The organism is Mesorhizobium sp. B2-9-1 (assembly GCF_006439455.1).
Lineage (GTDB): Bacteria > Pseudomonadota > Alphaproteobacteria > Rhizobiales > Rhizobiaceae > Mesorhizobium.
In genome coordinates this window covers 79,926-101,079 of sequence record NZ_VFTP01000016.1, presented here as the reverse complement: position 1 = coordinate 101,079, position 21,154 = coordinate 79,926, and the positions used below count along the sequence as shown (strand labels likewise).

The window sequence follows — 21,154 nt, the reverse complement described above, 5'->3', positions numbered from 1 at the left end:
GCGCTCGCCGGCCGTTTCTCCTACATGACCGTCGACATGCGCACCGTCTCGCAGCGCCTTTCGCCGGCGCTCGGCCATTTCTTCAACCACCAGACCCACCATCGCGGCCAGGCGCATATGGTGCTCACGGTGCTCGGCCGGCCCTCGGTGTCGCTCGACCTGGCGCTGTTCCAGCGCTCCGAGGAAGGTCGCGCCTACGCCTGAGCGCTGCATGGTCCAGGCTTTCCGCGGGCCGATCGTCGATCAAACTCAACCATCAAGGAAGACGCGCATATCAGCGAATTTTTCCTTGAAAAAAATGGAACCCTGATCGAGCCCGTTCGTATTCCCTTCATTCCCTCTCGCACAGGCATGCGCACGGACCCGGCAGTCCGGAGATGCAGTGCGAAAAAAAGTGGCAACGAAGGAGAATGCCATGAATGGTATCGTAGAAAAAATCGCCGGCACATTGGTCGGCGGCATCGCCATTCTCGCCGTGCCGGCGAATGCCGCCGGTCTCGATATCGGCTTTGGTATTGGCAACACCGGCGTCGCGGCGGGTAGCCCTGGCGGCGCGAGCACCGGCACGGGCTCCTCGATGGGCGGCTCAACCGGTTTCGGCACGGGCTTTGGCAGCAGCATCGGCGGCGTCGGCGTGGGCGGCACCGGCGGCTTCGACGCCGGCACTACTGGCTCGATCGGCGGCGTCGCGGGCACGACCACCGGCATCGGCACCTCGTTCGGTGCGACCGGCGTTGCCGGCGGCACCGGCACGGTGGGCGGCGGCTTGAACGCCGGCACTAGCGGCTCGATTGGCGGTGCCATGGGCACGACCACCGGCACCCCGTTCGGTGCAACGGGCGGCATCGGTGGCACTGGCACGGTGGGCGGCGCCGGCGGCTTGAGCGCCGGCACCAGCGGCTCGATTGGCGATGCCACGAATACAACCACCGGCACCTCGTTCGGTGCGACGGGCGGCATCGGCGGCACCGGCACGGTGGGCGGCGCCGGCGGCTTGAATGCCGGCACCAGCGGCTCGACTGGTGGTGCTGCGGGTACAACTACCGGCACCTCGTTCGGTGCGACCGGTGGCGTCGTTGGTACCGGCTCTGTGGGTGGCGGCGTTGGCGGCTTGAATGCCGGCACCAGCGGCTCGATTGGTGGTGCCACAGGCACAATCATCACCAATACTGGTACTTCGTTTGGTGCGACGGGCGGCGCCGGCGGCACCGGCACGGTGGGCGGCTCCGGCGGCTTCAACGCCGGCATCGGCGGCTCGGCCGCCGGCTCCACCATGGGTACCGGCAATACGTCGGCCGGTGGCACCGGTGGCACCGTGGGTGGTTTGGGCAGCTCGACCGCCCGTTAAAGGAAAAGACAGAGCCCGCCGTGAGGCGGGCCTGCCGGTTGCTTCGCGTCGTCGGTGCGGGCGCCGGGCTTGCATTGAAAGCCGATATCGTTCTCCCGCTCGACAACCGACCGGTTGCAGCCGGGCAATACTATGCGGCCATCGCTTTGCCCCACGAGGAGCGCCACGCCCATTTTTGCTGACGAGAACTTCCGGCCAGTCGGGAAGCCCGCCGCATCCGTGGTGGGCTTTATGATTGCCTGGAGATCGAGCCGGACCGCATGCCGTTCCACGTTCGACGCTGAGCGAGAAAATTAACCAAACTTCGGGGACGAGGCTTATATTAGCGGTTCGTTTGCCTTCCTCGCGGCATGATGGCCTGACATAACGGGAGCAGAGGCATGCGCATCGATTTGTCCCCGACAAGCTGGGGCAGGGTCGTGGTGGTCACCGCCGCCGGCACCGCCTTTTTCATTGCCGCCGCGTTCTTCGTCGATTCCTTCAATTTCCCCTCGCTGTCGCCACAGGCGCTGCTTTGGGCGCAACTCACGGACCTTTTCCTGCCGCTGATCCTTGGCGGCTCGTTCCTTTTCTTTCTGATGTGGAAGATGCGCCAGCTGGCCATCACGCAGAAGGAACTCGGCGTCATTGCCGCGACCGACAGCCTGACGGCGGTCTTCAATCGCGGTGCCTTCTCGATGCTGGTCGAGGCCTATCTCGAGCGGGCGCGCGGCCAAACGGTCGCCGACGCCGGCGCCTTTCTGATTGTCGATGCCGATCACTTCAAGTCGATCAACGACCGCCTCGGTCACGATTGCGGCGACCAGGCGCTGAGGTTGATCGCCGCGACGATCAAGGGGCAACTGCACGGCGCCGACATTGTCGGACGCATCGGCGGCGAGGAATTCGCGGTCTTCCTGCCCGGCGCCGACGCCGCACGCTCCTTTCTGGTCGCCGAATCCATCAGGCGCCGCATCCGCGAGGCCGAGTTTGCGCCCGGCGGGCGGCCCTGGCCGCTTTCCGTGAGCATCGGCGGCACCGCCTTCAGCGGCCCGACCACTTACCATGACATGTTCCAGGTCGCCGACCGCCATCTCTACAAGGCCAAGTCCAATGGCCGCGACCAGGTGAGCTTCGAGATTCCGCGCGGCGGGCCGGCGAGCGATGCCGCCGGCACGGTCCACTGAATCCGAGGTCAACGGTGGCTGCGGTTGAGCAGCGGCCTGTGCTGGCGGATCAACTGGCGCTCGACATCGAGATAGGGCCTGATCAGGCCCGCCGCGGACGGGATCGGCTCCGGCTGATGCACCACCGCCATCAGCATGCCGTGTTCGGCGAGCAGGTTCAGCCACTTCAGCGCTTCCCATTTGGGCGTCGCGCCGCCGCGGCCCGTGAGGCTGCGATTGATGTAGCCGGGATAGGAAAGCAGGCGCTTGCCCGCCGAGGCGCCGCAGGTGCCGATCCTGACCGCCTTGCCGTCGGCGGTGACCCAGGCATAGACGGCTTCGCCGAGTTCGCAGGCCTTCGGATCGGTTATCGTCACTCGGATCGACGACTTGTCCCGGCCAAGCCGCATTTCGGCCGCCGGCTTGAAACGCTCGCGATCGAGAAACATCCGCCCTCCCGATGCATGTCGCCCGGAAGTGTGCAACGGTTCCGGGACAACGACATGCATCAAAACAAAGACTTAAAGCGCGTCCGCAACTGGCATGGTGAACGGCAACCGTCCGTGTGGTGTTTCACGCAGCCGTCGGAAAGTTTTCACGCGATTTCGCAGCGCCGCGTATGCCAGCAACGGTCCGTTCATTCTTTGGCGGCTAGTGTCGGAGACTGGCCTCAGCCGATCCGCGAGCGACCGTGTTGGATCTCATCGACTACAAGGCGGTGCTGGTCATCGCCCTCATCTTCATTCCGCTCGAGCAGCTCCTGCCGCTGCATGCCGAGCAATCGGCCGCGCGCCGGCATTGGCTGAACGACGTCTTCTATCTGCTCTTCAACGGCATCGTCATCAAGTTCGGCCTGTTGCTGGTGATCGGCGCTGCGATGCTGGTGGTCCCGCGTGTCGTTCCCGAGGCACTTTCGGCCGCCGTCCAGTCGCAGCCTTTATGGCTGCAGACGATCGAGGCCCTGCTCATTGCCGATATAGGCTTCTACATTGCCCATCGCGCCTTTCACGCGGTGCCGTTTCTGTGGCGTTTTCACGCCATCCATCACTCGATCGAGGAGATGGACTGGCTGGCCGGCCACCGCGTGCACCCGGTGGACCAGATCCTGACCAAGTCGGCTTCGTTCCTGCCGCTCTTCGCCCTGGGTTTTTCCGGCGAAGCAGTTCTCATCTACGTGCTGATCTATCATTGGCAGTCGGTGTTCATTCACTCCAACACCCGCATCAAGTTCGGGCCGCTGAGATGGCTCATTGCCTCGCCGCAGTTTCATCACTGGCATCATGCCAACGAACGCCAGGCCTATGACAAGAACTTCGCCGGACAGTTGCCCGTCCTCGATCTGATCGGCGGCACCTTGTTCATGCCGCAGCATATGCCGGAAAAATACGGCACCGATGAGCCGGTGCCGCAGCTCTATCACCAGCAGCTCGTCTATCCCTTCGTCGCGGCGGCCGAGCCGGTCGCGCCGATCGCAGAAGCCTCGCCGGCGGCCGCCAAGCCGGAATGACGGCACGGAAAAACCCGCCACCGAGGGCGGGCTTTCCGGGAGGGCGGTCTTCTGTCGTAAAATTCAGGCGGCGAAGCCGCCATAGCCGCGCGCCACCGGCTTGACCGAGACGACCGGCTGCTCCGAAGGCCACAAGATGCCTGCCGTCACCGCGAAGGTGATCAGCGCATCGCGCGCGGCCTCGACCGGGATTTCTCCACTCCGCGCGGCCTCGCAGGCCTTCACCGCGGCGCCATAGCTGAGGCGGCGGCGCGACGGCGGGAACTCGGTCAGGAAGTCATGCATCTCGAACAGCGAGGCGATCATGCGCTTGTGGCCGGCGCCGACGCTGAGGGCGACCGGAGTGAAGAACGTCCTGTCGTGCATTTGGACCTCGTCAATTGGCTGCGGAGGCGGCGAGCCTCCCTGGCTGGGGAAGGACGCCACACAACGCGGCTTGCGGCGGGAGGTTCCACGCATGCCGCTGTTTTCTCAAGGATGGCGTGCCCCCGCTGAACGCGGAGGCAAATCGGACCCTTCGCCTTGCAGTCGGCTGGAACGGCCAGGCGGCCTATCTCCACATGCCGCGCATGCGGGCGCCGAGATCGACCTTGACGCCCGGCCGCTGGCGCGGGTCGTCCTTGAGCGCGGCGCTCGCCCAGGACGACTGCTCGAAGGCCGAAAGCATCGAGGCCGGGATGAAGCGCGTGCGCGAGGCATAGACGTGGCGGTCGCCGCGCGCCGCCTGGTTGTGCGGATAAAAGCGCTGCGGCACGACGAGATGCAGGCTGTCCTTGGCCCGGGTCATCGCCACATAGAGCAGGCGCCGCTCCTCCTCGATGTCCTCCTTGGTGCCGACGCCGAGATCGGCCGGGATGCAGCCGTCGACGGTGTTGAGCACGAAGACGTTCTTCCATTCCTGGCCCTTGGCCGAATGGATCGTCGACAGGATGAGATAATCCTCGTCGCGATGCGGCGGGCCGGCCTGGTCGCTTGTGGCGTCGGGCGGATCGAGGGTGAGCTCGGTCAGGAAGCGCTCGCGCGACGGATAGGTCGATGCGATCTGCTCAAGCTGGAGGAGGTCGGCCCGGCGCGTGATCGCGTCCTCATGGATGCGCTCCAGATGCGGCTCGTACCACAGCCTGATCCGCTCGAGATCGGCCGGCCATTTGGCGCCGGCGCGTAAGCCGCCATAGATGTCGAGGAAGACCGGCCAGTCCTGGGCGGCGCGCTGCGGCGGCCGGAACCGGGCGAGGCCCAGCGTCTCGTCCAGCGACGTCGCCATGGCGTCGACGATCTGCGAGGCGGCGGACGGGCCGATGCCCGGCATAAGCTGCAGCACGCGAAAACCGGCGACGCGGTCGCGCGGGTTCTCGGCAAAGCGCAGCATCGCCAGCATGTCCTTGACATGCGCGGCATCGAGGAATTTCAGCCCGCCGAACTTGACGAAGGGGATGTTGCGGCGCGTCAGCTCAACCTCCAGCGGTCCGCTATGGCTCGATGTGCGGAACAGCACCGCCTGCGCCTTCAGCGCCGTGCCGGCCTCGCGCTCGGCCAGAATCGCCTGGCACACATAGTTGGCCTGCTCGGCCTCGTCGCGCACGCTGACCAGTTGCGGCTTGTGCGACGACCGGCGCTCGGTCCACAGGTTCTTGGTGAAGCGCTCGCTGGCCTCGCCGATCACCGTGTTGGCGGCGGCCAGGATCGTCTCGGTCGAGCGGTAGTTGCGCTCCAGCATGATGACCGCGGCTGCTTGCGCGAACTGCTTTGGGAAATCGAGGATGTTGCGCACTTCCGCCGCGCGGAAGGAATAGATCGACTGCGCGTCGTCGCCCACCACGGTCAGCCCGGCGCCGTCCGGCTTCAGCGCCAGAAGGATCGAGGCCTGCAGCCGGTTGGTGTCCTGGTATTCGTCGACCAGCACATGATCGAAGCGGCCGCCGAGATGCGCCGCGATCTCCGGCTCGGCCGCCATCTGCGCCCAGTAGAGCAGCAGGTCGTCGTAATCGAGAACGTTCTGCGTCTGCTTGGCCTCCACGTAGGCCGCGAACAGCTCCTTCAGCTGGTCCGCCCATGCCGCGCACCATGGGAAGGCGGAGCCCAGCACCTCACCGAGCGGCACCTGCGCATTCACCGCCCGGGAATAGATCTGCAGGCAGGTGCCTTTGGTGGGAAAGCGGCTTTCGGTCTTGGAGAATCCCAGCTCGTGCCGCGCAAGGTTCATCAGGTCGGCGGAATCCTCGCGGTCATGGATGGTGAAGGCCGGGTCGAGGCCGATCTGCTCGGCATAGTCGCGCAGCAGTCGCGCGCCGATGCCATGAAACGTGCCGGCCCAGGCCAGCGCGTCGGCGATGATTGCCGCGTCGCGCCCCAGCACCTCGCCGGCAATGCGCTCGACGCGCTTGGCCATCTCGGCCGCCGCGCGGCGCGAGAAGGTCATCAACAGAATGCGGCGCGGATCGGCGCCCTTGACGATGAGATGGGCGACGCGATGCGCCAGGGTGTTGGTCTTGCCGGAGCCGGCGCCGGCGATCACCAGCAGCGGCGCAGCCACCTTGCCGTCGCCATGCATCACCGCCAGCCGCTGCTCGTCGTTCAGCCGGCCAAGATAGGCGGGCGCCTCGAAGGACGAATCACGAGCGGCGATGTTCATCGCCCATCAAGCATCGTTTCTGCTTTGTTCGCAATAACTTCCTCGGCCCGCGCGAGGGGGGAAGAGGTGGCCGCGAAGCGGCCGGACAGGGCTGCGAGGCATCCACGCTTCACCGGAAGGGCTATTCCCATCCGAAAGAGCCGCTACCGCTTCGGCTCGACCCCCATCGCCGCCGACTGGCGCCGCAAATTGCGCCTCTCGTCGCCCGGCATATCCAGCGGCGCGACGTCTCCAGGCACCTCGTCGATGATCCTCACGGCAACGCGATACGCGGTGTAGGCAAAAAGGCCGGCAAGCAGAAGGCGGACCATAATCAGTTTCCTCGTTGCGTTCGATTGGCTCGGGATTCCAACCGGACTCGGATCGGTTGGTTCCGCCGGTCAACGCAACCAAACCGCCACCGCCCCGTTTGCCCCTCAAAGGAGCGAACGAGAGGAGGTCGTCATGACGAAGCTTCCTGTGCTGCTGGCTCTTGCGGCAGGGCTCGTGCTCGCCGCCTGCGACAACAGCGTGCCGCCCACCAAGGCGCCGGGCGATGAAGTCAACCAGAACCCTAAGGTCGACAAGAACCCTGTGCCGAAATCGACCACCGGCGGCGATCAGCCGGGCACCCCGCCGAAGCAATAGCGCCAGGGCCGGCCGTCGGGCCGAAACGAAGAAGGCCGGCGCTGCTTGGGAGGAAGCTGGGTAGCGCCGGCCAAGCGGGAAAATCAGGCCCGCGCACAACACAAGATAGCTGAGTCTCCGCTTCGCGTCATGGTGCGATCACGCTAGCCGGCTATGCAGCGCCGAAGAAATCACCGGAAAATCCTGAAATTCTGCCGAGGTCCGCCTTCGCGGGCATTTGGACGTCGCGTTTTGGCGACGGAGCTTCGCTCCTGCTCCGCCCTGGAATGACGATCGCGATGGGCGTTTCGGCCAATCTCCAACGCATGCCACCTGCCAACGCAAACAGAGCCGACCCGGTCAAGATCCCTGTGCAGTGCCATTAGGAAGACTTGCGTCTCGGCGTCGTAACCTTCACGCCATCGCCACGCGCCGCACTGGCACGCTCTCGATCTCGACGTCCAGCTGGCGCTGCGTCAGCGCCGCTTCGGCCATGATCCACTGCTTGAACAACTGCACCTTGCGCGCGCCCAGCGCCTTGATCGGGCTGACGAGATACCAGCCCGCCGTGTTGGGGTGGTGGACCGCGAAGGGGGCCACCAGCCGTTCGGCGTGGATGTCGCTTGCCATATAGGCGCGGTTGGCGACGGCAAAGCCCATGCCGGCATTGGCCGCCTCGTAGGACATCATGCAGCTGTCGAAATAAACGCTCCTGGTTTCGCCAAGCACGAAGCTCGCGCCGGCAAAGCCCAGCCACGACTGCCAGTTTTGCGTGCAGGTTTCGGAGTGCAGCAGTGTGAAGTAGCGCAGGTCTTCCGGCGTCACCTTCGACAGCGGCTTGTCGCCCAGCACTTCGTGGAAGAGCGTGCGGCTGCAGACCGGCGTCAGGTCTTCCTTGAACAGCAGCTCCGAGGCGAGGCCGGGGAAATTGCCGTCGCCATATCGGATTTCGAGATCGTATTCCGAGGTCGAGAATTCATGCGTGGCGTAGGAGGTCGCCACCCGCATCTCGATGTCGGGATATTGCCGCTGGAAGGCCGTCAGCCTGGGAAACAGCCAGCGCGCGGCAAAGGTCGGCAGCACGCAGATCCGCAGCACATGCGCCTGCGACTGGCCGGTAGCCTCCATGCTGGCCGCCACGATCCGCTCCAGCGCCTCGCGCACGCGCGCTACATAGGTCTCGCCCTCCGGCGTCAGCGACACGGCATTGCCGCCGCGCTCGAAGATCTTGAAGCGAAGCTGATCCTCCAGGCTCTTGACGCGCTGGCTGACGGCGGAAGCGGTGATGAACTGCTCTTCGCCGGCGCGCGTGAAATTCCTGTGCCTCGCGGCGCTCTCCACGATTTTCAGCGAATTGAGATTGACCTGACTGAGCAGTCGCACGGGGTTTCGACCTTAAGCTGCGCTTACGCTACCATCAGCATTCCTAAATTTACAGGGGTAAACGTTTAAATGACTGCTAACCAAGTGTTGCCCCCATCTTGGAGAAAGTAGAATGAACGCCCATACAATTCCCGAACTGCGCTGCGCAATGAGCCGCGAGGCGATCATTGGTCATGAGACCTCCTGGAAAGTGTCGGGCTTCGGCGTCGCCCAGTATCGTCACGGTTACGACCCCGCTCTGCTAGCCGCCATCGAGGAAGCCGCCCTGAAGCTGAAGGCCAGCCATGCCGTGCACAAGCACCTCGACCTCACCTTCATCACTGGTGCCGACCGCTATATTCCGGAGATCAAGGAGCTCTTGCACGACAAGCTGCGCCTGGAAAGACTGTCCGACATGATGGGAACCAGGCTCGAGCCCTATCCGCTGTCGATCGTCGGCTCGACCGTCACCTTCATGAACCCAAGGGATGGCGCGGTCGAATGGCATTGCGACGGTGTTCCGGTGACGGAGCTCATTCCGCTGTCGATCAGCGATCCTCTCATCGGCGGTCATCTGGAAATCTACTGCGACGATTCCGAGACCGGCCGCTCGATTCTCGAATCCGGCCGCGAGCTGCCGCGCAACAAGATCATGCGCATCGACCACAAGATGAACTACGCCACGCTCGGCCAGTTCCTCGGCGTGCTCCACCGCACCGCGCCGATCCAGCTCGGCGAGCGCGTCACGCTGGTGCTCAACCAGCGCTCGGCCGCCAAACCCTATGTCGACGACAACCGCATGTTCTACCTCGCCGCCGACAACGACCATGACCGTGCCTGGGTGAACGAGCTGGCCGAGGATGTCTGGACCAACCAACTGCCCGCCTACCGCCGCCATGCCGAGGAACATCCCGTGCCGCAGCCCGAGGCGGTTTCCGGCGGGGCGAGGGAGTCTTGGTAATGACCGACGATCCGGTCGAGTGTCAGCCGCCTTCAGTGTCGCTGAGCCTCGGGCCGGTCGGGCCGGAAAGCCAAAGCCGTTCCGGCGCCCTCGGCGCGGCGCTTGCCTTCGCCCTCGGCGCCGTGGCGCTGTGGGCGACCAACGCCCTGGTCGGCAAGACTTTGCTTGCCGTCTATCCGGTGTCGCAGGTGCAGTTCCTGCAATTTTGCGGCGCGGCGATGGTTTTCGCGCTGATCCGGCTGACGAGCCCTTCTCCTTCCCCCCTTGTGGGGGAAGGTGGATCGGCGCGCAGCGCCGAGACGGATGAGGGGTGTTCCAGCGAAGTGAGACGTCGGCGTTCCCTGGAACACCCCTCATCCGACCTCGCTACGCGAGGCCACCTTCTCCCACAAGGGGAGAAGGGAAATGCCGCGCTCGCCTATCTCGTTGGCTTCGTCGGCCTGGTTGGCACCATGGTCCTGCAATATATCGGCTTCGCCTCGGCGCCGGTCATCGAGGCGAACCTTGTCGCCTATACTTGGCCGCTGATGACCGCCGCGGCGGTCATCCTGCTTGGCAGGCCGCGCCGTCCGCTGTTGCTCGGGCTGGCGGCGGCGCTTGGTTTCGTCGGCGTGGCGCTGGTGATCTCCGGGGGGCGCGCGCATTTTTGGTCCAACAGGGCATGGTTCGAAGGCGGCAGCCTCGTCGGCTATCTCGCCGCTTTCGGCTCCGCGCTCTGCATGGCCTTCTACTCGCTCGCTGTCGGCCGTCTCGCGGTGTCGCCCGAGCGGCTGCTCCTGCCTTCGGCGCTGATCGGTGTCGCGCTCACCTTTGCCTGGAGCCTGCATGATGGCGTCGTGCGCCCGAGTGGCGCGCATCTTCTGCTCGGCCTCTATCTCGGCGCCGGCCCGATGGGGCTCGGCTATTATTTCTGGTCGCGCGCGGCAAAGCTCGACCATGGCGGCAGGATAGCGGTCGTCGCCTATCTGACGCCGATCGCTTCCACGTTTCTGCTGACGCTCTCGGGCGAAAGCCTGTCGATGACGGCGGTTGCCGGCGCCGTCCTCGTCATTGGCAGCTGCCTTGCTGTCGGCATCGAAGGTACGGAGAGCAGGCACAATGTCCAAAATGGCCGTTGACGAGGACGAACGCCGCGCCAGGCAGGAGGCGCACTGGCTGGTCAGGGAGTTTGGCGCGGAGGCGCCGCTCTATGCGGCCATGAAGGCCGAAAAGGCCATCGAGCAGAAGGACTTTGGCCGCTGCGCGCGCTGGAAGCGCGTGCTGGAGATCCTCGCGGAGAGGCCGCCTGCCGAGCTCAGGCGTGGTGTCGCCGCCGGATGAGCGATTTGCCATGGAGTGGCCGAATCGCGCATCGTCGAGCATCCGGCGGGCGGGTTGCCGTTGCCGTACTGGAACTTGGCCTGAACTTCGATTTTTCAGCAACTCCTACCGTAGGTTGAAGTGCTATAGCCCTTTTTACGCATCCAGGCGGGCAGCCGGTGCTATAAAGCGTTCGCTATAGCTATTAGAATTCCTAACTTGCGCGTTTCCAGTCCATGTAGAAACATCGCCCGGTATTGAGTCTGGTAGCTTTACTGACTCTGGACGGTCCGTTGGGGGACAGGTCCAATTCGATACACCGACGAAAGTCTTAAAAAAAGAGCTGGCGATTTGAGGGCCAGCAGAAGGTGAAAAAATTGTCCAACATCGACGACAAGACTGCAATCGAACTGACCGCCGACATTGTCTCGGCCTATGTCGGCAACAATCCGCTCCCTGCCTCCGGCCTGCCCGATCTGATCGCCAGCGTCAGCGCGTCGGTGCGCAGGCTCGCCACCGGCAGCGTTGTCAAGGAGGCGGTGGCGCAGACGCCCGCGGTCAACCCGAAGCGCTCGGTTTTCCCCGACCACATCGTGTGCCTGGAGGACGGAAAGAAGTTCAAGTCGTTGAAGCGTCACCTCGCGACCGATCATAACCTGACGCCGGACGAATACCGTGCGAAATGGGGCCTGCCCGCCGACTATCCGATGGTGGCGCCGAGCTACTCGGCCACCCGCTCGGCGTTGGCCAAATCCTCCGGCCTCGGCCGCAAGCCGGCCGGCGGCGACGCGGCCAGGAGCAAGGGCAAGCGTAAGGCCAAGGCCTGAGGCATGTTGCCCGCAACGGATGATGTCGCGCCATGGCTATGGCGCGACCGTCTGGCCGAACTTGACGCGTTGCGCCGCGAGATCGCCGCGCAGTGCTCAGTGGATGCGGCTGATGGCGTCAAGGCGCGGCGCATCCTGTTTTCGCTGGGCAGGCCGTCCGGCGACCTGCTTGCGGCGCTGGACGCGCTCGACCGGTTCGAGCGCGCCATCGTCGAATGCGACGCTCCGCCGGCAATCGAGGCGCACAGGCTGGAATGTCTCGCCGTCCTTGAGCAATTCCAGGAAAAGTGTGAGCAGTTAGGCTCGGCGACTTCGCCGTAGCCTTTCCGCCCGGAATTGCGTCAAAACAAGGAGATAGAGCGTTTTACCGTTTCCTTGAAACGGTAAAACGCTCTGGACCGCCTTACGGCAGGCGCTCAGCCGCGGACCTGAGGCGGATCCGCCGGCCGGACCCGCTTGGGGTCCTGCTCGTTGGCCAGGCTTTCCGCCTCGACCGCCGTCATCTCAAGAAGATAGACGAGCATGTTGTAGCGCGTGCGCGAGAGCATTTTCGCCAGCTTGCGCGTGATTTCCGCGACATATCGCAACGTGCGTGGATCGTTGATCGCCGCGCCCATCGTGAGCTCCTAATGCCAGAGCCAAGTTTTCTTGGACCAAGTTATCGTTGGCGCCAACTCACGACTCACGGCGCATCGGCAAGGTCGCAGGTTTGCGATAAAAACTGAAATCAATTTTTGATAAGCATCATGCTTGGGTCAGAAGATTTTGCTGCCTTTTTTGGTGGTATCGTCTCTTGCTGCATCAATATTGAGCACGAGGCAAACTTGCGGTTGTCTTCTTGCGACGGGTTGATCTTTCTCCGGGAATGTTGATCGCCATGGCAGGCAGGAGCGACGTCGGGTGCGGCTTAGTTCTTGTAGGCGGAACAAAAGGCGGGCGGGTGGTCATTGCCGATCATGGCGCAGCCGCGCTTGATCTCGTCGATCATCATGCCGCACGCGTTCTGCCCGTTGCAGGGCGGATTGGTCGCCGGCGACACCTGGACGCATTGCGAGACATACTGGTCCGACTTCGCCTTTCCCGCGGATTGCACGCATGGCCGCGTGTCGTTCCGGCTTGCCTGTACAGGGGTGGGTTTCGCAGGCGCGGTGCCAGCCGTCGCGGGCGCGGCGCCAGCCGTCGCAGGCGCGGCGCCGCTTTGCGGCACGCAGGAGAGGTCGCCTTCGGGACATTGCAACTGGTGCTGCAACTGCGCCAGCCGCGCCTTGGTCAAGTCCTGCTTGCAGGTCTCGACGAGGGTCGCATAAACCGAGCCACCGGCATAGGGCTGGGTGCGGAAGGCGCATTCCTTGTCGCGGAATGCGATCCAGGCGCGCTGCGCGTCGCGCAGGCGCTTCAGGTCGGCGGGGGCCAGACGTCCCGCCAGCCCCTTATAAACTGCATTGAGCCCCGCGTCCGCCGAAGCGGCATTCGCGGCCGTGCAGGTCGCAAGGTCGGCCTGCGTCTTCGCTGCCGCGCAGTCGATGGTTGCCGCACGGGCCGCGGGGCTGGTGGGAAGCATGGTCAGCCCGGCGACGACTGCGAAAATCGCGACCGCCAGCGAGGCCGAAAGGAGCGAGGTCTTGGCTGACATCTGATCTGTCCTCTGCTAGAGCCGAACCCGCCGCTCGCGCCAGCATAGGTTGAGATAACAGCGGCGATCAACGCCAAACCTGTGACGTGGCAAGCAAAGTGTGACCGGGCGAAAGCGGAGGAACGGACAATCTTTCCTAGGGGAGACATTCCGCCAGGATAGAGGGGCGTGTGCGCCAGCCTCTTCGTCAATCATAGGCGAAGCCTAGGATGCTTTTCCGGAATCGATTTGTATCAACAGGTGTTCCGGCTCCCGCGCCTCTAGCCGGTTCGCAATCTTGGCCGCTTGGGGCGAGGTTGGTTGGCCCTGCGGCCCGCTCGCGGGCTCAGCGGCGAGAGCAATGTGAGCGGTCTCGTCTTCGAACAGAACCACCTGCGTCGCCAGCGCGGTCGTCGTGGCGACCTGGAAGAAGATGAAGGCCAGGGCGAGATAGCGGATCACGGGCGTCCAAACGCTTCGGCCGGCAACTGGTTCCAGTCCTTCGCGTATTTTGCTGAACGGCCAAAGACAGCGAGCGGCGGGTCTCATCCGGGCCCTGGCTCTTGCGAAGCGCCGATCTCCCGTGCAAAAGCCGGCCATGCTTATCATCAACGACCTTACGCTGCGCATGGCGGGGCGGCTGCTTCTCGATCATGCTTCATTGACCTTGCCGGCCGGCACCAAGGCCGGCCTTGTCGGCCGCAACGGCACCGGCAAGACCACGCTGTTCAAGGCGGTCACCGGCGATTTCCCTTCGGAGACCGGCTCGATCAGCCTGCCGAAAAGCACCCGCATCGGCCAGGTGGCGCAGGAGGCGCCCGGCACCGAGGAGCCGCTGATCGACATCGTGCTCAAGGCCGATATCGAGCGCACCGCGCTGCTCGAAGAGGAAAAGACGGCGACCGACGCGCACCGCATTGCCGACATCCACATGCGGCTGGCAGACATCGACGCCCACTCGGCTGAGTCCCGTGCCGCCACCATCCTTGCCGGCCTCGGCTTCGACGACGCGGCGCAGCGCCGCCCGGCTTCCTCCTTCTCGGGCGGCTGGCGCATGCGCGTGGCTTTGGCCGCCGTGCTGTTTGCCGAGCCTGACCTTCTGCTGCTCGACGAGCCGACTAACTATCTCGACCTCGAAGGCACGCTTTGGCTGGAGAATTACGTCTCGAAATATCCGCACACGGTTCTGCTGATCTCCCACGACCGTGACCTGCTCAATCGCGCCGTCAACTCCATCGTCCACCTCGACCAGAAGAAGCTGACCTTCTGGCGCGGCGGCTACGACCAGTTCGAGCGCCAGTACACCGAGCAAAAGGAACAGCAGGAAAAGGGCCGCATCAAGCAGGAAGCCGCCCGCAAGCATATGGAATCCTTCGTCGAGCGTTTTCGCGCCAAGGCCTCCAAGGCCAGGCAGGCGCAGTCGCGCATCAAGGCGCTGGAAAAGATGAAGCCGATCGCTGCGATCGTGAACGACACGGTGCGGCCATTCTCGTTTCCGGAGCCGGTCAAGACGGTGGCATCGCCGATCGTTGCGCTCAACAACGTCAGTGTCGGTTATACGCCCGGTGAGCCGATCCTGAAGAAGATGACCTTACGCATCGATGCCGATGACCGCATCGCGCTGCTCGGCGCCAACGGCAACGGCAAGTCGACCTTCGCCAAGCTTCTGTCCGGCCGGCTGAAGCAGGAGGCCGGCACGATGACGGTGGCGCCTGGACTGAAGGTGGCGATCTTTGCCCAGCACCAGCTCGACGATCTCAGGCCTGAGGAAAACGCCTACGAACATGTTCGCAGGCTGATGCCGGAGGCGCCGGAATCGAAGGTGCGCGGCCGCGTCGCCCAGTTTGGGCTTACCACCGAGAAGATGAACACCGCCGCCAAGGATCTGTCCGGCGGCGAGAAGGCGCGGCTGTTGATGGGATTGTCGGCCTTCGAGGGGCCGAACCTGTTCATCCTCGACGAGCCCACCAATCACCTCGACATCGACAGCCGTGAATCGCTGATCCATGCGCTGAACGACTTTCCGGGCGCCGTGATCCTGATCTCGCACGATCGGCATCTGCTCGAGGCGACGGCCGACCGGCTGTGGCTGGTCAAGGACGGCGCGGTCAATCCCTATGACGGCGACCTGGAGGATTATAAGACGCTGGTCACAGGCGTTTCCGCCAACCGCCGCGAGCAGAAGGAGGCCGACAAGGCGTCCAAGGCCGATCGCCGCCGCGAGGCGGCCCAGCGCCGCGCGGCGCTGGAGCCTTTGGCCAAGGAGATCCGCGCCACCGAGGCGCTGATGGACCGCATCCGCAAGCGCATCGACCTGATCGAGGACGAGCTTGCCAATCCGGCGGTCTACGAAAAGGACCCCTCGACCGCGACGCAGCTGGCCAAGGAGCGCTCGCAACTGGCGCAGACGCTGGCGCAAAACGAGGACAAGTGGCTGACGATGTCGGCGGAGTATGAGGAAGGGATCGCGGAGTAGCGCGATTTCCCTTCTCCCCTTGTGGGAGAAGGTGGCCGCGAAGCGGCCGGATGAGGGGTGCTCCAAGGAAAGCCGACGCCTCACTCCGCTGGAACACCCCTTCCGTCTCGGCGCTACGCGCCGATCCACCTTCTCCCGCAAGGGGAGAAGGGGGAGCCCATCTGGCCCTACACCTCGTCCCTAAAACCCGCTACACACCCCGCATGAACCAGCACGCCAAGCTCCGGATCGGCCATTCGGCCTGCCCGCATGATTGCCCCTCCACCTGCGCCCTCGAAGTCGAACTGCTCGATGACAACCGCATCGGCCGCGTCCACGGCGCCAAGGCGAACAGCTACACGGCGGGTGTCGTCTGCGCCAAGGTCGCTCGCTATGCCGACCGCGTCCACCATCCCGACCGGCTGCTGAAGCCGCTGGTGCGCGCCGGCGCCAAGGGCGAGGGCGCCTGGAAGGAAGCGAGCTGGGAGGCCACGCTCGATCTCGTCGCGGAAAAATTCATCGCGGCCGAAGCGAAATGCGGCTCGGAAACCGTCTGGCCTTATTTCTACGCCGGCACGATGGGGCTTGTGCAGCGCGACGGCATCCAGCGGCTGCGCCACGCCAAGAAATACTCCGGCTTTTTCGGCTCGATCTGCACCAATCTCGCCTGGACCGGCTGGATGATGGGAGCGGGCGCGCTGCGCGGGCCCGATCCGCGCGAGATGGCGAAATCCGACTGCGTGGTGATCTGGGGCACCAACGCCGTGGTCACCCAAGTCAACGTGATGACCCATGCGACCAGGGCGCGCAAGGAGCGTGGGGCCAAGATCGTCGTCATCGACATCTACGACAACGCCACGATGAAGCAGGCCGATCTCGGCCTGGTGCTGAAGCCCGGCACCGACGGCGCGCTCGCCTGCGCGGTCATGCATGTGCTGTTCCGCGACGGGCTGGCCGACCACGTCTATCTCGGGAAATACACTGACGATCCGCGCGGGCTGGAAGAGCATCTGCGCGCCCGCACGCCCGAATGGGCGGCCGCCATTACCGGGCTATCCGTCGTCGAGATCGAGGCGTTCGCCCGGCTCGTCGGCACAACCAAGAAGACCTATTTCCGGCTTGGCTACGGCTTCGCACGCCAGCGCAACGGCGCCGTCAACATGCATGCCGTCTCCTGCATCGCCGCCGTCACCGGCGCCTGGCAGTATGAGGGCGGCGGCGCCTTCCACTCCAACTCCGGCATCTTCCAGCTGAACCAGGACGTGCTGGAAGGCACCGCGATGCGCGACCCGAAGGTGCGCTATCTCGACCATTCGCGCATCGGCCCGGTGCTGACCGGTGCCGCCGATGCCCTCTTTGGCGGCCCGCCAGTGACGGCGATGCTGATCCAGAACACCAATCCGGCCAATGTCGCGCCGGAGCAGCGGCTGGTGAGAAAGGGTTTTCTGCGCGAGGATCTGTTCACCTGCGTGCATGAGCAGTTCATGACCGACACGGCCAAGCTCGCCGACGTCGTGCTGCCGGCGACGATGTTCCTGGAGCATGACGACATCTACAAGGGTGGCGGCAACCAGCACATCACCCTCGGCCCCAAGCTGATCGAGCCGCCGGAAGGGCCGCGAACCAACCACTATGTCAATGAGGAGCTCGCCAAGCGGCTCGGCGTCGGCGACAGGCCCGGCTTTGGCCTGACCGAGCGCGAGCATATCGACATCATCCTCGGCAAGCGCGGGCTCGGCAGCTTCGACAGCCTGACGGCTGAGAAGTGGGTCGACCTGCAGCCCGGCTTCGACGACGCGCATTTCATCAACGGCTTCGGCCATGCCGACAAGAAATTCCACTTCCGGCCCAACTGGACCGGGCAGTCGGCGCCCAACCGGCCGCCGAAAAGCATGGGTCTGTTCGGCCCGGTGGGACGGCTGCCGGAATTCCCCGATCATGTCGAGCTGATCGAGGTCGCGGACGAGGAGCATCCGTTCCGGCTGGCGACTTCGCCGGCGCGCAATTTTTTGAACTCGACTTTTGCCGAGACCCCGGTGTCGAAGGCCAGGGAAGGCCGGCCCGAATTATTGCTCCATCCCGAAGACGCCGCGGTGCTCGGCATCGAGAATGGCGGCCGCGTCGAGGTCGGCAACCGGCGCGGCGACGTGGTGCTGCACGCAAAATTCTTCGACGGCGTGAAGCGCGGCGTGGTGATCGCCGAAGGCATCTGGCCGAACAGTGCGCATGAGCGCGGCGAAGGCATCAACGTGCTGACCGGCGCCGATGCTCCGGCGCCCTATGGCGGCGCCGCCGTCCACGACAACAAGGTGTGGCTGCGGAAAGCTGAAGAGTTCGGCGATAGATCAGGATGGCGTTTCGTTGAATTGCCATCCTGATCTAACTCCTTGTGGAGCATGATCTTCTCCGAAAACCGGTTCCCACTTTTCGGGTCATGCTCTAGCTTCCCATCTGGCCCAAGCGCCTCTCGTCGCGCCTGCCAGCTCCGGCGTCTATAGAGGCCCTTTGTCTCGGCAACGAGGGAGGATGTCATGGCCAAGGTCTCGCTTCTGGGCGTTCCGCACGACGAGAATTCGTCCTATCTGCGCGGGCCGGCCGAGGCGCCGTCGCTGATCCGGCGCGAGCTTCACAGCGATGCCTACACGTCATGGTCGGAAACAGGCTTCGATCTGACGGACCGCTTCGTCGATCATGGCGATATCGATTTCAGGCAAGGTGGCGATGCGTGGGAGCGGATCGAGAACGAGGTCGACCGCGCGCTCGACGCCGGTCACCCGTTGATCTCGCTCGGCGGCGATCATGCGATCTCCTGGCCCATGCTGCGTGGCGTTCGCCGCCGCCATCAGAGCCTGACGATCGTTCATATCGACGCGCATCCGGACATCTATCATGCCTATGACGACAATCCGCGTTCGCACACCTCGCCCTTTGCCCGCATCATGGAGGAGAAGCTGGCCGACCGGCTGATCCAGATCGGCCTGCGCACCGTCAACGATCACCATCGCGACCAGTTCAAGCGCTTCGGCGTCGAGGTGGTGGAGATGCGGCATTTCAAGGAAGGTTTGCAGCTCGACCTCAAGACGCCTGTCTACATCTCAATGGACATCGACGCTCTCGATCCGGCCTTCGCTCCCGGCATTTCCCATCGCGAGCCGGGCGGCTTCACTACCCGCCAGGTGATCGGCCTGATCCAGGCAATAGACCAACGAATAGTCGCCGCCGACGTCGTCGAATACAATCCGCGCCAGGACCTTTCCAACGTGACGGCGTTGGTCGCCGCCAAGCTGGTGAAGGAGATCGCCGGCATGATGCTGAAGACCAACGGCGCGATTTGAATCAATTTGCCAAGGCGGCGTGCTAGAGGATTGTTCCGATTCAGTTTTCGACAGGATCGCCATGCCGCAGCCGCTCAGGATAGCCATCGCCGGCGCGCTCGGCCGGATGGGCCGGCAGATGGCGCAAACCGTCGCGGCCGATCCGCGGCTGCAGCTCGTCGCGCGCTTCCATCGGCCGGGCAGCATGGGCGAGGGGCTGGTCGAACGCGACGAGGCGCTGGCGGTTGCCGATGTGGTCGTCGACTTCACCACGCCCACAGCTTCCGCCGAACTGGCCAAGGCCTGCGCGGCGCGAGGCGGTCCGGCGCTGGTCATTGGCTCGACCGGTTTCAGCGCCTCGGAACTGGCGGCGATTGCCGACGCCGCGAAGAAGGTCGCCATCGTCCGCTCCGGCAGCTATTCGCTCGGGCTCAACATGCTGACCGGCCTCGCCGAGCAGGCGGCGCGGGCGCTTGCCGCCGACGACTGCGACATCGAAATTTTTGAAGCGCATCATCGCATGAAGGTCGATGCGCCGTCCGGGACGGCGCTGATGCTCGGCGGGGCGGCCGCGCGAGGACGTGGCGTCGTGTTGGACGATGTGGCGAGACGCGCCCGCGATGGCCTGGTTGCTTCGCGCCCAATAGGCGAGATCGGCTTTGCCGTGCTGCGCGGCGGCAGTATCGTCGGCGAGCACAGCGTGAGGTTCCTCACTGATGGCGAGACGCTCACGCTTTCGCATGCCGCCGGCGACCGCTCGATGTTCGCGCGAGGCGCCATCGCGGCTGCGCTCTGGGTCGCTGGACGGCCGCCCGGCGAATACGACATGCGCAATGTGCTGGGCTTCACTGCCTCGTGACCGGAAACCCCACCGGACTCCATTCCATGGCTGCTAATACGGCTGAAAGCCAGCTGAAAGCTTGGCCATGCCATGACAGTTTTGTGGCGGTCGCCACATGAACGGCCTGGGAGCGGCCGGCAGGAGGAATGCGGCGCGGCGCGCCGCCCAGTGGAGGAAGACTAGTGACCCGTTTCATCTCTAAACGCGCCCTGCGTTCAGTGGCGCTGACGCTTGCCATGGTTGGCGCTGGCGCATCGACGGCATCGGCAGCCGATAAGATCACCATCATCGTCGGCGGCATGGAAAAGCAGATCTATCTGCCGGCCGTGCTCACCCAGCAACTCGGCTACTTCAAGGATGAGGGGCTGGACGTGGAGTTGGTGAACTCCCGCGCGGGCGTCGAGGCCGAGAATGAGTTGCTGGCCGGCGCCGTGCAAGGCGTCGTCGGCTTCTACGATCACACCGTCGACCTGCAGTCGAAGGGCAAATACATCCAGTCGATCGTGCAGTTCAGCCAGGCGCCGGGCGAGGTCGAACTGGTCTCGGCCAAGCATCCCGAGATCAAGTCGCCGGCCGATTTCAAGGGCGCGACGCTGGGCGTCACCGGCCTCGGCTCTTCGACTGATTTCCTGACCCAGTATCTCGCGGTTCGCAGCGGCCTGAAGCCGGGCGACTACACGCTGCTTCCCGTCGGCGCCGGCAATACTTTCATCGCCGCCGTCAAGCAGGACCAGATCCAGGCCGGCATGACCACCGAGCCGACCATCGCTAAGCTGCTCCAGACCGGCGAGGCGAAGGTCCTGGTCGACATGCGCACGCCCGAAAAGACCAAGGCGGCGCTCGGCGGCGACTACCCGGCTGCCTCCTTCTACGTCCAGTCGAGCTGGCTCGAGGCTCACAAGGACGAGGCGCAGAAGCTCGCCAACGCCTTCGTCAAGACGATGAAGTTCATCGCCGGCCATTCGGCCGAGGAGATCGCCGACAAGATGCCGAAGGACTATTACGCCGGCAGCAAGGACCTTTATGTTCAGGGTCTGGCAGGTGGCAAGGCGATGTTCACGCCGGATGGCCGCATGCCGGCAGATGGACCGCAGACCGTGCTGAAGGTTCTGTCGACCTTCTCGAAGAGCCTGCAGGGCAAGCAGATCGACCTATCGAAGACCTACACGACAGAGTTCGTCGACGCGGCGAAGTAAGCGCCGGCAGGCGAGGGCGGACGGACCCGCCCGCCCTCGAAAAGCAAGA

Annotated in this window: 22 protein-coding genes and 1 pseudogene; 15 read left to right on the top strand and 8 right to left on the bottom strand. The window is 64.4% G+C overall.

What is annotated here, in order from left to right:
* From FJW05_RS22580 to FJW05_RS22570, 3 genes are all read left to right on the top strand, one after another.
* Positions 1 to 204 (top strand): DinB family protein (locus tag FJW05_RS22580; RefSeq protein WP_281405783.1); only part of this gene is annotated, 204 nt, incomplete at its 5' end.
* A 211-nt stretch (positions 205 to 415) separates the two neighbouring features.
* A complete protein-coding gene (locus tag FJW05_RS22575) occupies positions 416 to 1,348 on the top strand; it encodes a hypothetical protein (protein ID WP_140635796.1) in 933 nt (310 codons plus the stop codon).
* A 380-nt stretch (positions 1,349 to 1,728) separates the two neighbouring features.
* A complete protein-coding gene (locus FJW05_RS22570) occupies positions 1,729 to 2,514 on the top strand; it encodes a GGDEF domain-containing protein (protein ID WP_140635794.1) in 786 nt (261 codons plus the stop codon).
* An 8-nt stretch (positions 2,515 to 2,522) separates the two neighbouring features.
* On the opposite strand, the gene FJW05_RS22565 is transcribed toward FJW05_RS22570, so the two are convergent.
* Positions 2,523 to 2,942 carry a hypothetical protein gene (locus FJW05_RS22565; RefSeq protein WP_140635792.1) on the bottom strand — a complete coding sequence of 140 codons (420 nt, stop codon included), beginning with the start codon at positions 2,940 to 2,942 and terminating at the stop codon, positions 2,523 to 2,525.
* 242 nt (positions 2,943 to 3,184) lie between these two features.
* Between FJW05_RS22565 and FJW05_RS22560 the strand changes: the two genes are divergently transcribed.
* A complete protein-coding gene (locus FJW05_RS22560) occupies positions 3,185 to 4,000 on the top strand; it encodes a sterol desaturase family protein (protein WP_140635790.1) in 816 nt (271 codons plus the stop codon).
* A gap of 63 nt (positions 4,001 to 4,063) precedes the next feature.
* On the opposite strand, the gene FJW05_RS22555 is transcribed toward FJW05_RS22560, so the two are convergent.
* The 3 genes from FJW05_RS22555 to FJW05_RS27515 all read right to left on the bottom strand — a co-directional run bounded on the left by FJW05_RS22555 (position 4,064) and on the right by FJW05_RS27515 (position 6,943).
* Positions 4,064 to 4,366, bottom strand: a complete 303-nt coding sequence (locus FJW05_RS22555) for a DUF982 domain-containing protein (protein WP_140540935.1) — start codon at positions 4,364 to 4,366, stop codon at positions 4,064 to 4,066.
* Positions 4,367 to 4,550: 184 nt separating this feature from the next.
* The gene (locus FJW05_RS22550; protein WP_140635788.1) at positions 4,551 to 6,632 is read right to left on the bottom strand and encodes an ATP-dependent helicase; all 2,082 of its coding nucleotides are present in this window, start codon (positions 6,630 to 6,632) and stop codon (positions 4,551 to 4,553) included.
* Between the two features lie 143 nt (positions 6,633 to 6,775).
* Positions 6,776 to 6,943, bottom strand: coding sequence for a hypothetical protein (locus FJW05_RS27515; protein ID WP_181165039.1), 168 nt, complete (start codon positions 6,941 to 6,943; stop codon positions 6,776 to 6,778).
* Between the two features lie 133 nt (positions 6,944 to 7,076).
* Between FJW05_RS27515 and FJW05_RS22545 the strand changes: the two genes are divergently transcribed.
* Positions 7,077 to 7,259: a hypothetical protein gene (locus tag FJW05_RS22545; RefSeq protein WP_140635786.1), complete on the top strand. Its 183-nt coding sequence runs from the start codon at positions 7,077 to 7,079 to the stop codon at positions 7,257 to 7,259.
* A gap of 393 nt (positions 7,260 to 7,652) precedes the next feature.
* On the opposite strand, the gene FJW05_RS22540 is transcribed toward FJW05_RS22545, so the two are convergent.
* On the bottom strand, positions 7,653 to 8,621 hold the full coding sequence (locus tag FJW05_RS22540; protein WP_140635784.1) for a LysR substrate-binding domain-containing protein: 969 nt from the start codon (positions 8,619 to 8,621) through the stop codon (positions 7,653 to 7,655).
* 112 nt (positions 8,622 to 8,733) lie between these two features.
* Here FJW05_RS22540 and FJW05_RS22535 point away from each other — a divergent pair, with 112 nt between their 5' ends.
* The 5 genes from FJW05_RS22535 (at position 8,734) to FJW05_RS22510 (ending at position 12,008) form a co-directional block, all read left to right on the top strand.
* Entirely contained in the window at positions 8,734 to 9,561 is an 828-nt protein-coding gene (locus FJW05_RS22535; protein WP_181165038.1) for a hypothetical protein, read from the top strand.
* A complete protein-coding gene (locus FJW05_RS22525; RefSeq protein WP_140635782.1) occupies positions 9,561 to 10,679 on the top strand; it encodes a DMT family transporter in 1,119 nt (372 codons plus the stop codon). Before FJW05_RS22535 ends, FJW05_RS22525 begins: the two co-directional genes overlap by 1 nt.
* Positions 10,660 to 10,881: a hypothetical protein gene (locus FJW05_RS22520; RefSeq protein ID WP_246673600.1), complete on the top strand. Its 222-nt coding sequence runs from the start codon at positions 10,660 to 10,662 to the stop codon at positions 10,879 to 10,881. Before FJW05_RS22525 ends, FJW05_RS22520 begins: the two co-directional genes overlap by 20 nt.
* 356 nt (positions 10,882 to 11,237) lie before the next feature.
* Positions 11,238 to 11,687 (top strand): MucR family transcriptional regulator, encoded by a 450-nt coding sequence (locus FJW05_RS22515; RefSeq protein ID WP_095767194.1) that lies wholly within the window; start codon positions 11,238 to 11,240, stop codon positions 11,685 to 11,687.
* A 3-nt stretch (positions 11,688 to 11,690) separates the two neighbouring features.
* Positions 11,691 to 12,008, top strand: a complete 318-nt coding sequence (locus FJW05_RS22510) for a hypothetical protein (protein ID WP_140540945.1) — start codon at positions 11,691 to 11,693, stop codon at positions 12,006 to 12,008.
* 95 nt (positions 12,009 to 12,103) lie between these two features.
* Here FJW05_RS22510 and FJW05_RS22505 read toward each other — a convergent pair whose 3' ends face one another.
* The 3 genes from FJW05_RS22505 to FJW05_RS22495 form a co-directional block, all read right to left on the bottom strand.
* On the bottom strand, positions 12,104 to 12,304 hold the full coding sequence (locus tag FJW05_RS22505) for a hypothetical protein (RefSeq protein ID WP_140635780.1): 201 nt from the start codon (positions 12,302 to 12,304) through the stop codon (positions 12,104 to 12,106).
* A 290-nt stretch (positions 12,305 to 12,594) separates the two neighbouring features.
* A complete protein-coding gene (locus FJW05_RS22500; RefSeq protein ID WP_140635778.1) occupies positions 12,595 to 13,320 on the bottom strand; it encodes a lysozyme inhibitor LprI family protein in 726 nt (241 codons plus the stop codon).
* Between the two features lie 204 nt (positions 13,321 to 13,524).
* Positions 13,525 to 13,761 carry a hypothetical protein gene (locus FJW05_RS22495; protein ID WP_140635776.1) on the bottom strand — a complete coding sequence of 79 codons (237 nt, stop codon included), beginning with the start codon at positions 13,759 to 13,761 and terminating at the stop codon, positions 13,525 to 13,527.
* Between the two features lie 136 nt (positions 13,762 to 13,897).
* On the opposite strand from FJW05_RS22495, the gene FJW05_RS22490 reads away from it, so the two are divergent.
* The 5 genes and pseudogenes from FJW05_RS22490 (at position 13,898) to FJW05_RS22470 (ending at position 21,105) form a co-directional block, all read left to right on the top strand.
* Positions 13,898 to 15,775, top strand: a complete 1,878-nt coding sequence (locus FJW05_RS22490; RefSeq protein ID WP_140635774.1) for an ABC-F family ATP-binding cassette domain-containing protein — start codon at positions 13,898 to 13,900, stop codon at positions 15,773 to 15,775.
* 203 nt (positions 15,776 to 15,978) lie between these two features.
* Complete coding sequence (locus FJW05_RS22485; RefSeq protein WP_140635773.1) at positions 15,979 to 18,132, top strand: molybdopterin oxidoreductase family protein; 2,154 nt, start codon at positions 15,979 to 15,981, stop codon at positions 18,130 to 18,132.
* Between the two features lie 138 nt (positions 18,133 to 18,270).
* A pseudogene (gene speB, locus FJW05_RS22480) lies at positions 18,271 to 19,089 on the top strand (agmatinase); the annotation flags it as partial.
* A 61-nt stretch (positions 19,090 to 19,150) separates the two neighbouring features.
* On the top strand, positions 19,151 to 19,927 hold the full coding sequence (dapB, locus tag FJW05_RS22475) for a 4-hydroxy-tetrahydrodipicolinate reductase (protein ID WP_140635769.1): 777 nt from the start codon (positions 19,151 to 19,153) through the stop codon (positions 19,925 to 19,927).
* Positions 19,928 to 20,145: 218 nt separating this feature from the next.
* A complete protein-coding gene (locus FJW05_RS22470; RefSeq protein WP_246673602.1) occupies positions 20,146 to 21,105 on the top strand; it encodes an ABC transporter substrate-binding protein in 960 nt (319 codons plus the stop codon).
* The last annotated feature ends 49 nt before the right edge of the window (positions 21,106 to 21,154 follow it).

Excerpts from the sequence above, each read along its gene's own strand:
- FJW05_RS22575 (WP_140635796.1), top strand. The coding sequence starts at position 416 with ATGAATGGTATCGTAGAAAAAATCGCCGGCACATTGGTCGGCGGCATC.
- FJW05_RS22570 (WP_140635794.1), top strand. The coding sequence starts at position 1,729 with ATGCGCATCGATTTGTCCCCGACAAGCTGGGGCAGGGTCGTGGTGGTC.
- FJW05_RS22565 (WP_140635792.1), bottom strand. The coding sequence starts at position 2,942 with ATGTTTCTCGATCGCGAGCGTTTCAAGCCGGCGGCCGAAATGCGGCTT.
- FJW05_RS22555 (WP_140540935.1), bottom strand. The coding sequence starts at position 4,366 with ATGCACGACAGGACGTTCTTCACTCCGGTCGCCCTCAGCGTCGGCGCC.
- FJW05_RS22550 (WP_140635788.1), bottom strand. The coding sequence starts at position 6,632 with ATGAACATCGCCGCTCGTGATTCGTCCTTCGAGGCGCCCGCCTATCTT.
- FJW05_RS27515 (WP_181165039.1), bottom strand. The coding sequence starts at position 6,943 with ATGGTCCGCCTTCTGCTTGCCGGCCTTTTTGCCTACACCGCGTATCGC.
- FJW05_RS22545 (WP_140635786.1), top strand. The coding sequence starts at position 7,077 with ATGACGAAGCTTCCTGTGCTGCTGGCTCTTGCGGCAGGGCTCGTGCTC.
- FJW05_RS22535 (WP_181165038.1), top strand. The coding sequence starts at position 8,734 with ATGAACGCCCATACAATTCCCGAACTGCGCTGCGCAATGAGCCGCGAG.
- FJW05_RS22525 (WP_140635782.1), top strand. The coding sequence starts at position 9,561 with ATGACCGACGATCCGGTCGAGTGTCAGCCGCCTTCAGTGTCGCTGAGC.
- FJW05_RS22520 (WP_246673600.1), top strand. The coding sequence starts at position 10,660 with ATGTCCAAAATGGCCGTTGACGAGGACGAACGCCGCGCCAGGCAGGAG.
- FJW05_RS22510 (WP_140540945.1), top strand. The coding sequence starts at position 11,691 with ATGTTGCCCGCAACGGATGATGTCGCGCCATGGCTATGGCGCGACCGT.
- FJW05_RS22505 (WP_140635780.1), bottom strand. The coding sequence starts at position 12,304 with ATGGGCGCGGCGATCAACGATCCACGCACGTTGCGATATGTCGCGGAA.
- FJW05_RS22500 (WP_140635778.1), bottom strand. The coding sequence starts at position 13,320 with ATGTCAGCCAAGACCTCGCTCCTTTCGGCCTCGCTGGCGGTCGCGATT.
- FJW05_RS22490 (WP_140635774.1), top strand. The coding sequence starts at position 13,898 with ATGCTTATCATCAACGACCTTACGCTGCGCATGGCGGGGCGGCTGCTT.
- FJW05_RS22485 (WP_140635773.1), top strand. The coding sequence starts at position 15,979 with ATGAACCAGCACGCCAAGCTCCGGATCGGCCATTCGGCCTGCCCGCAT.
- dapB (WP_140635769.1), top strand. The coding sequence starts at position 19,151 with ATGCCGCAGCCGCTCAGGATAGCCATCGCCGGCGCGCTCGGCCGGATG.
- FJW05_RS22470 (WP_246673602.1), top strand. The coding sequence starts at position 20,146 with ATGGTTGGCGCTGGCGCATCGACGGCATCGGCAGCCGATAAGATCACC.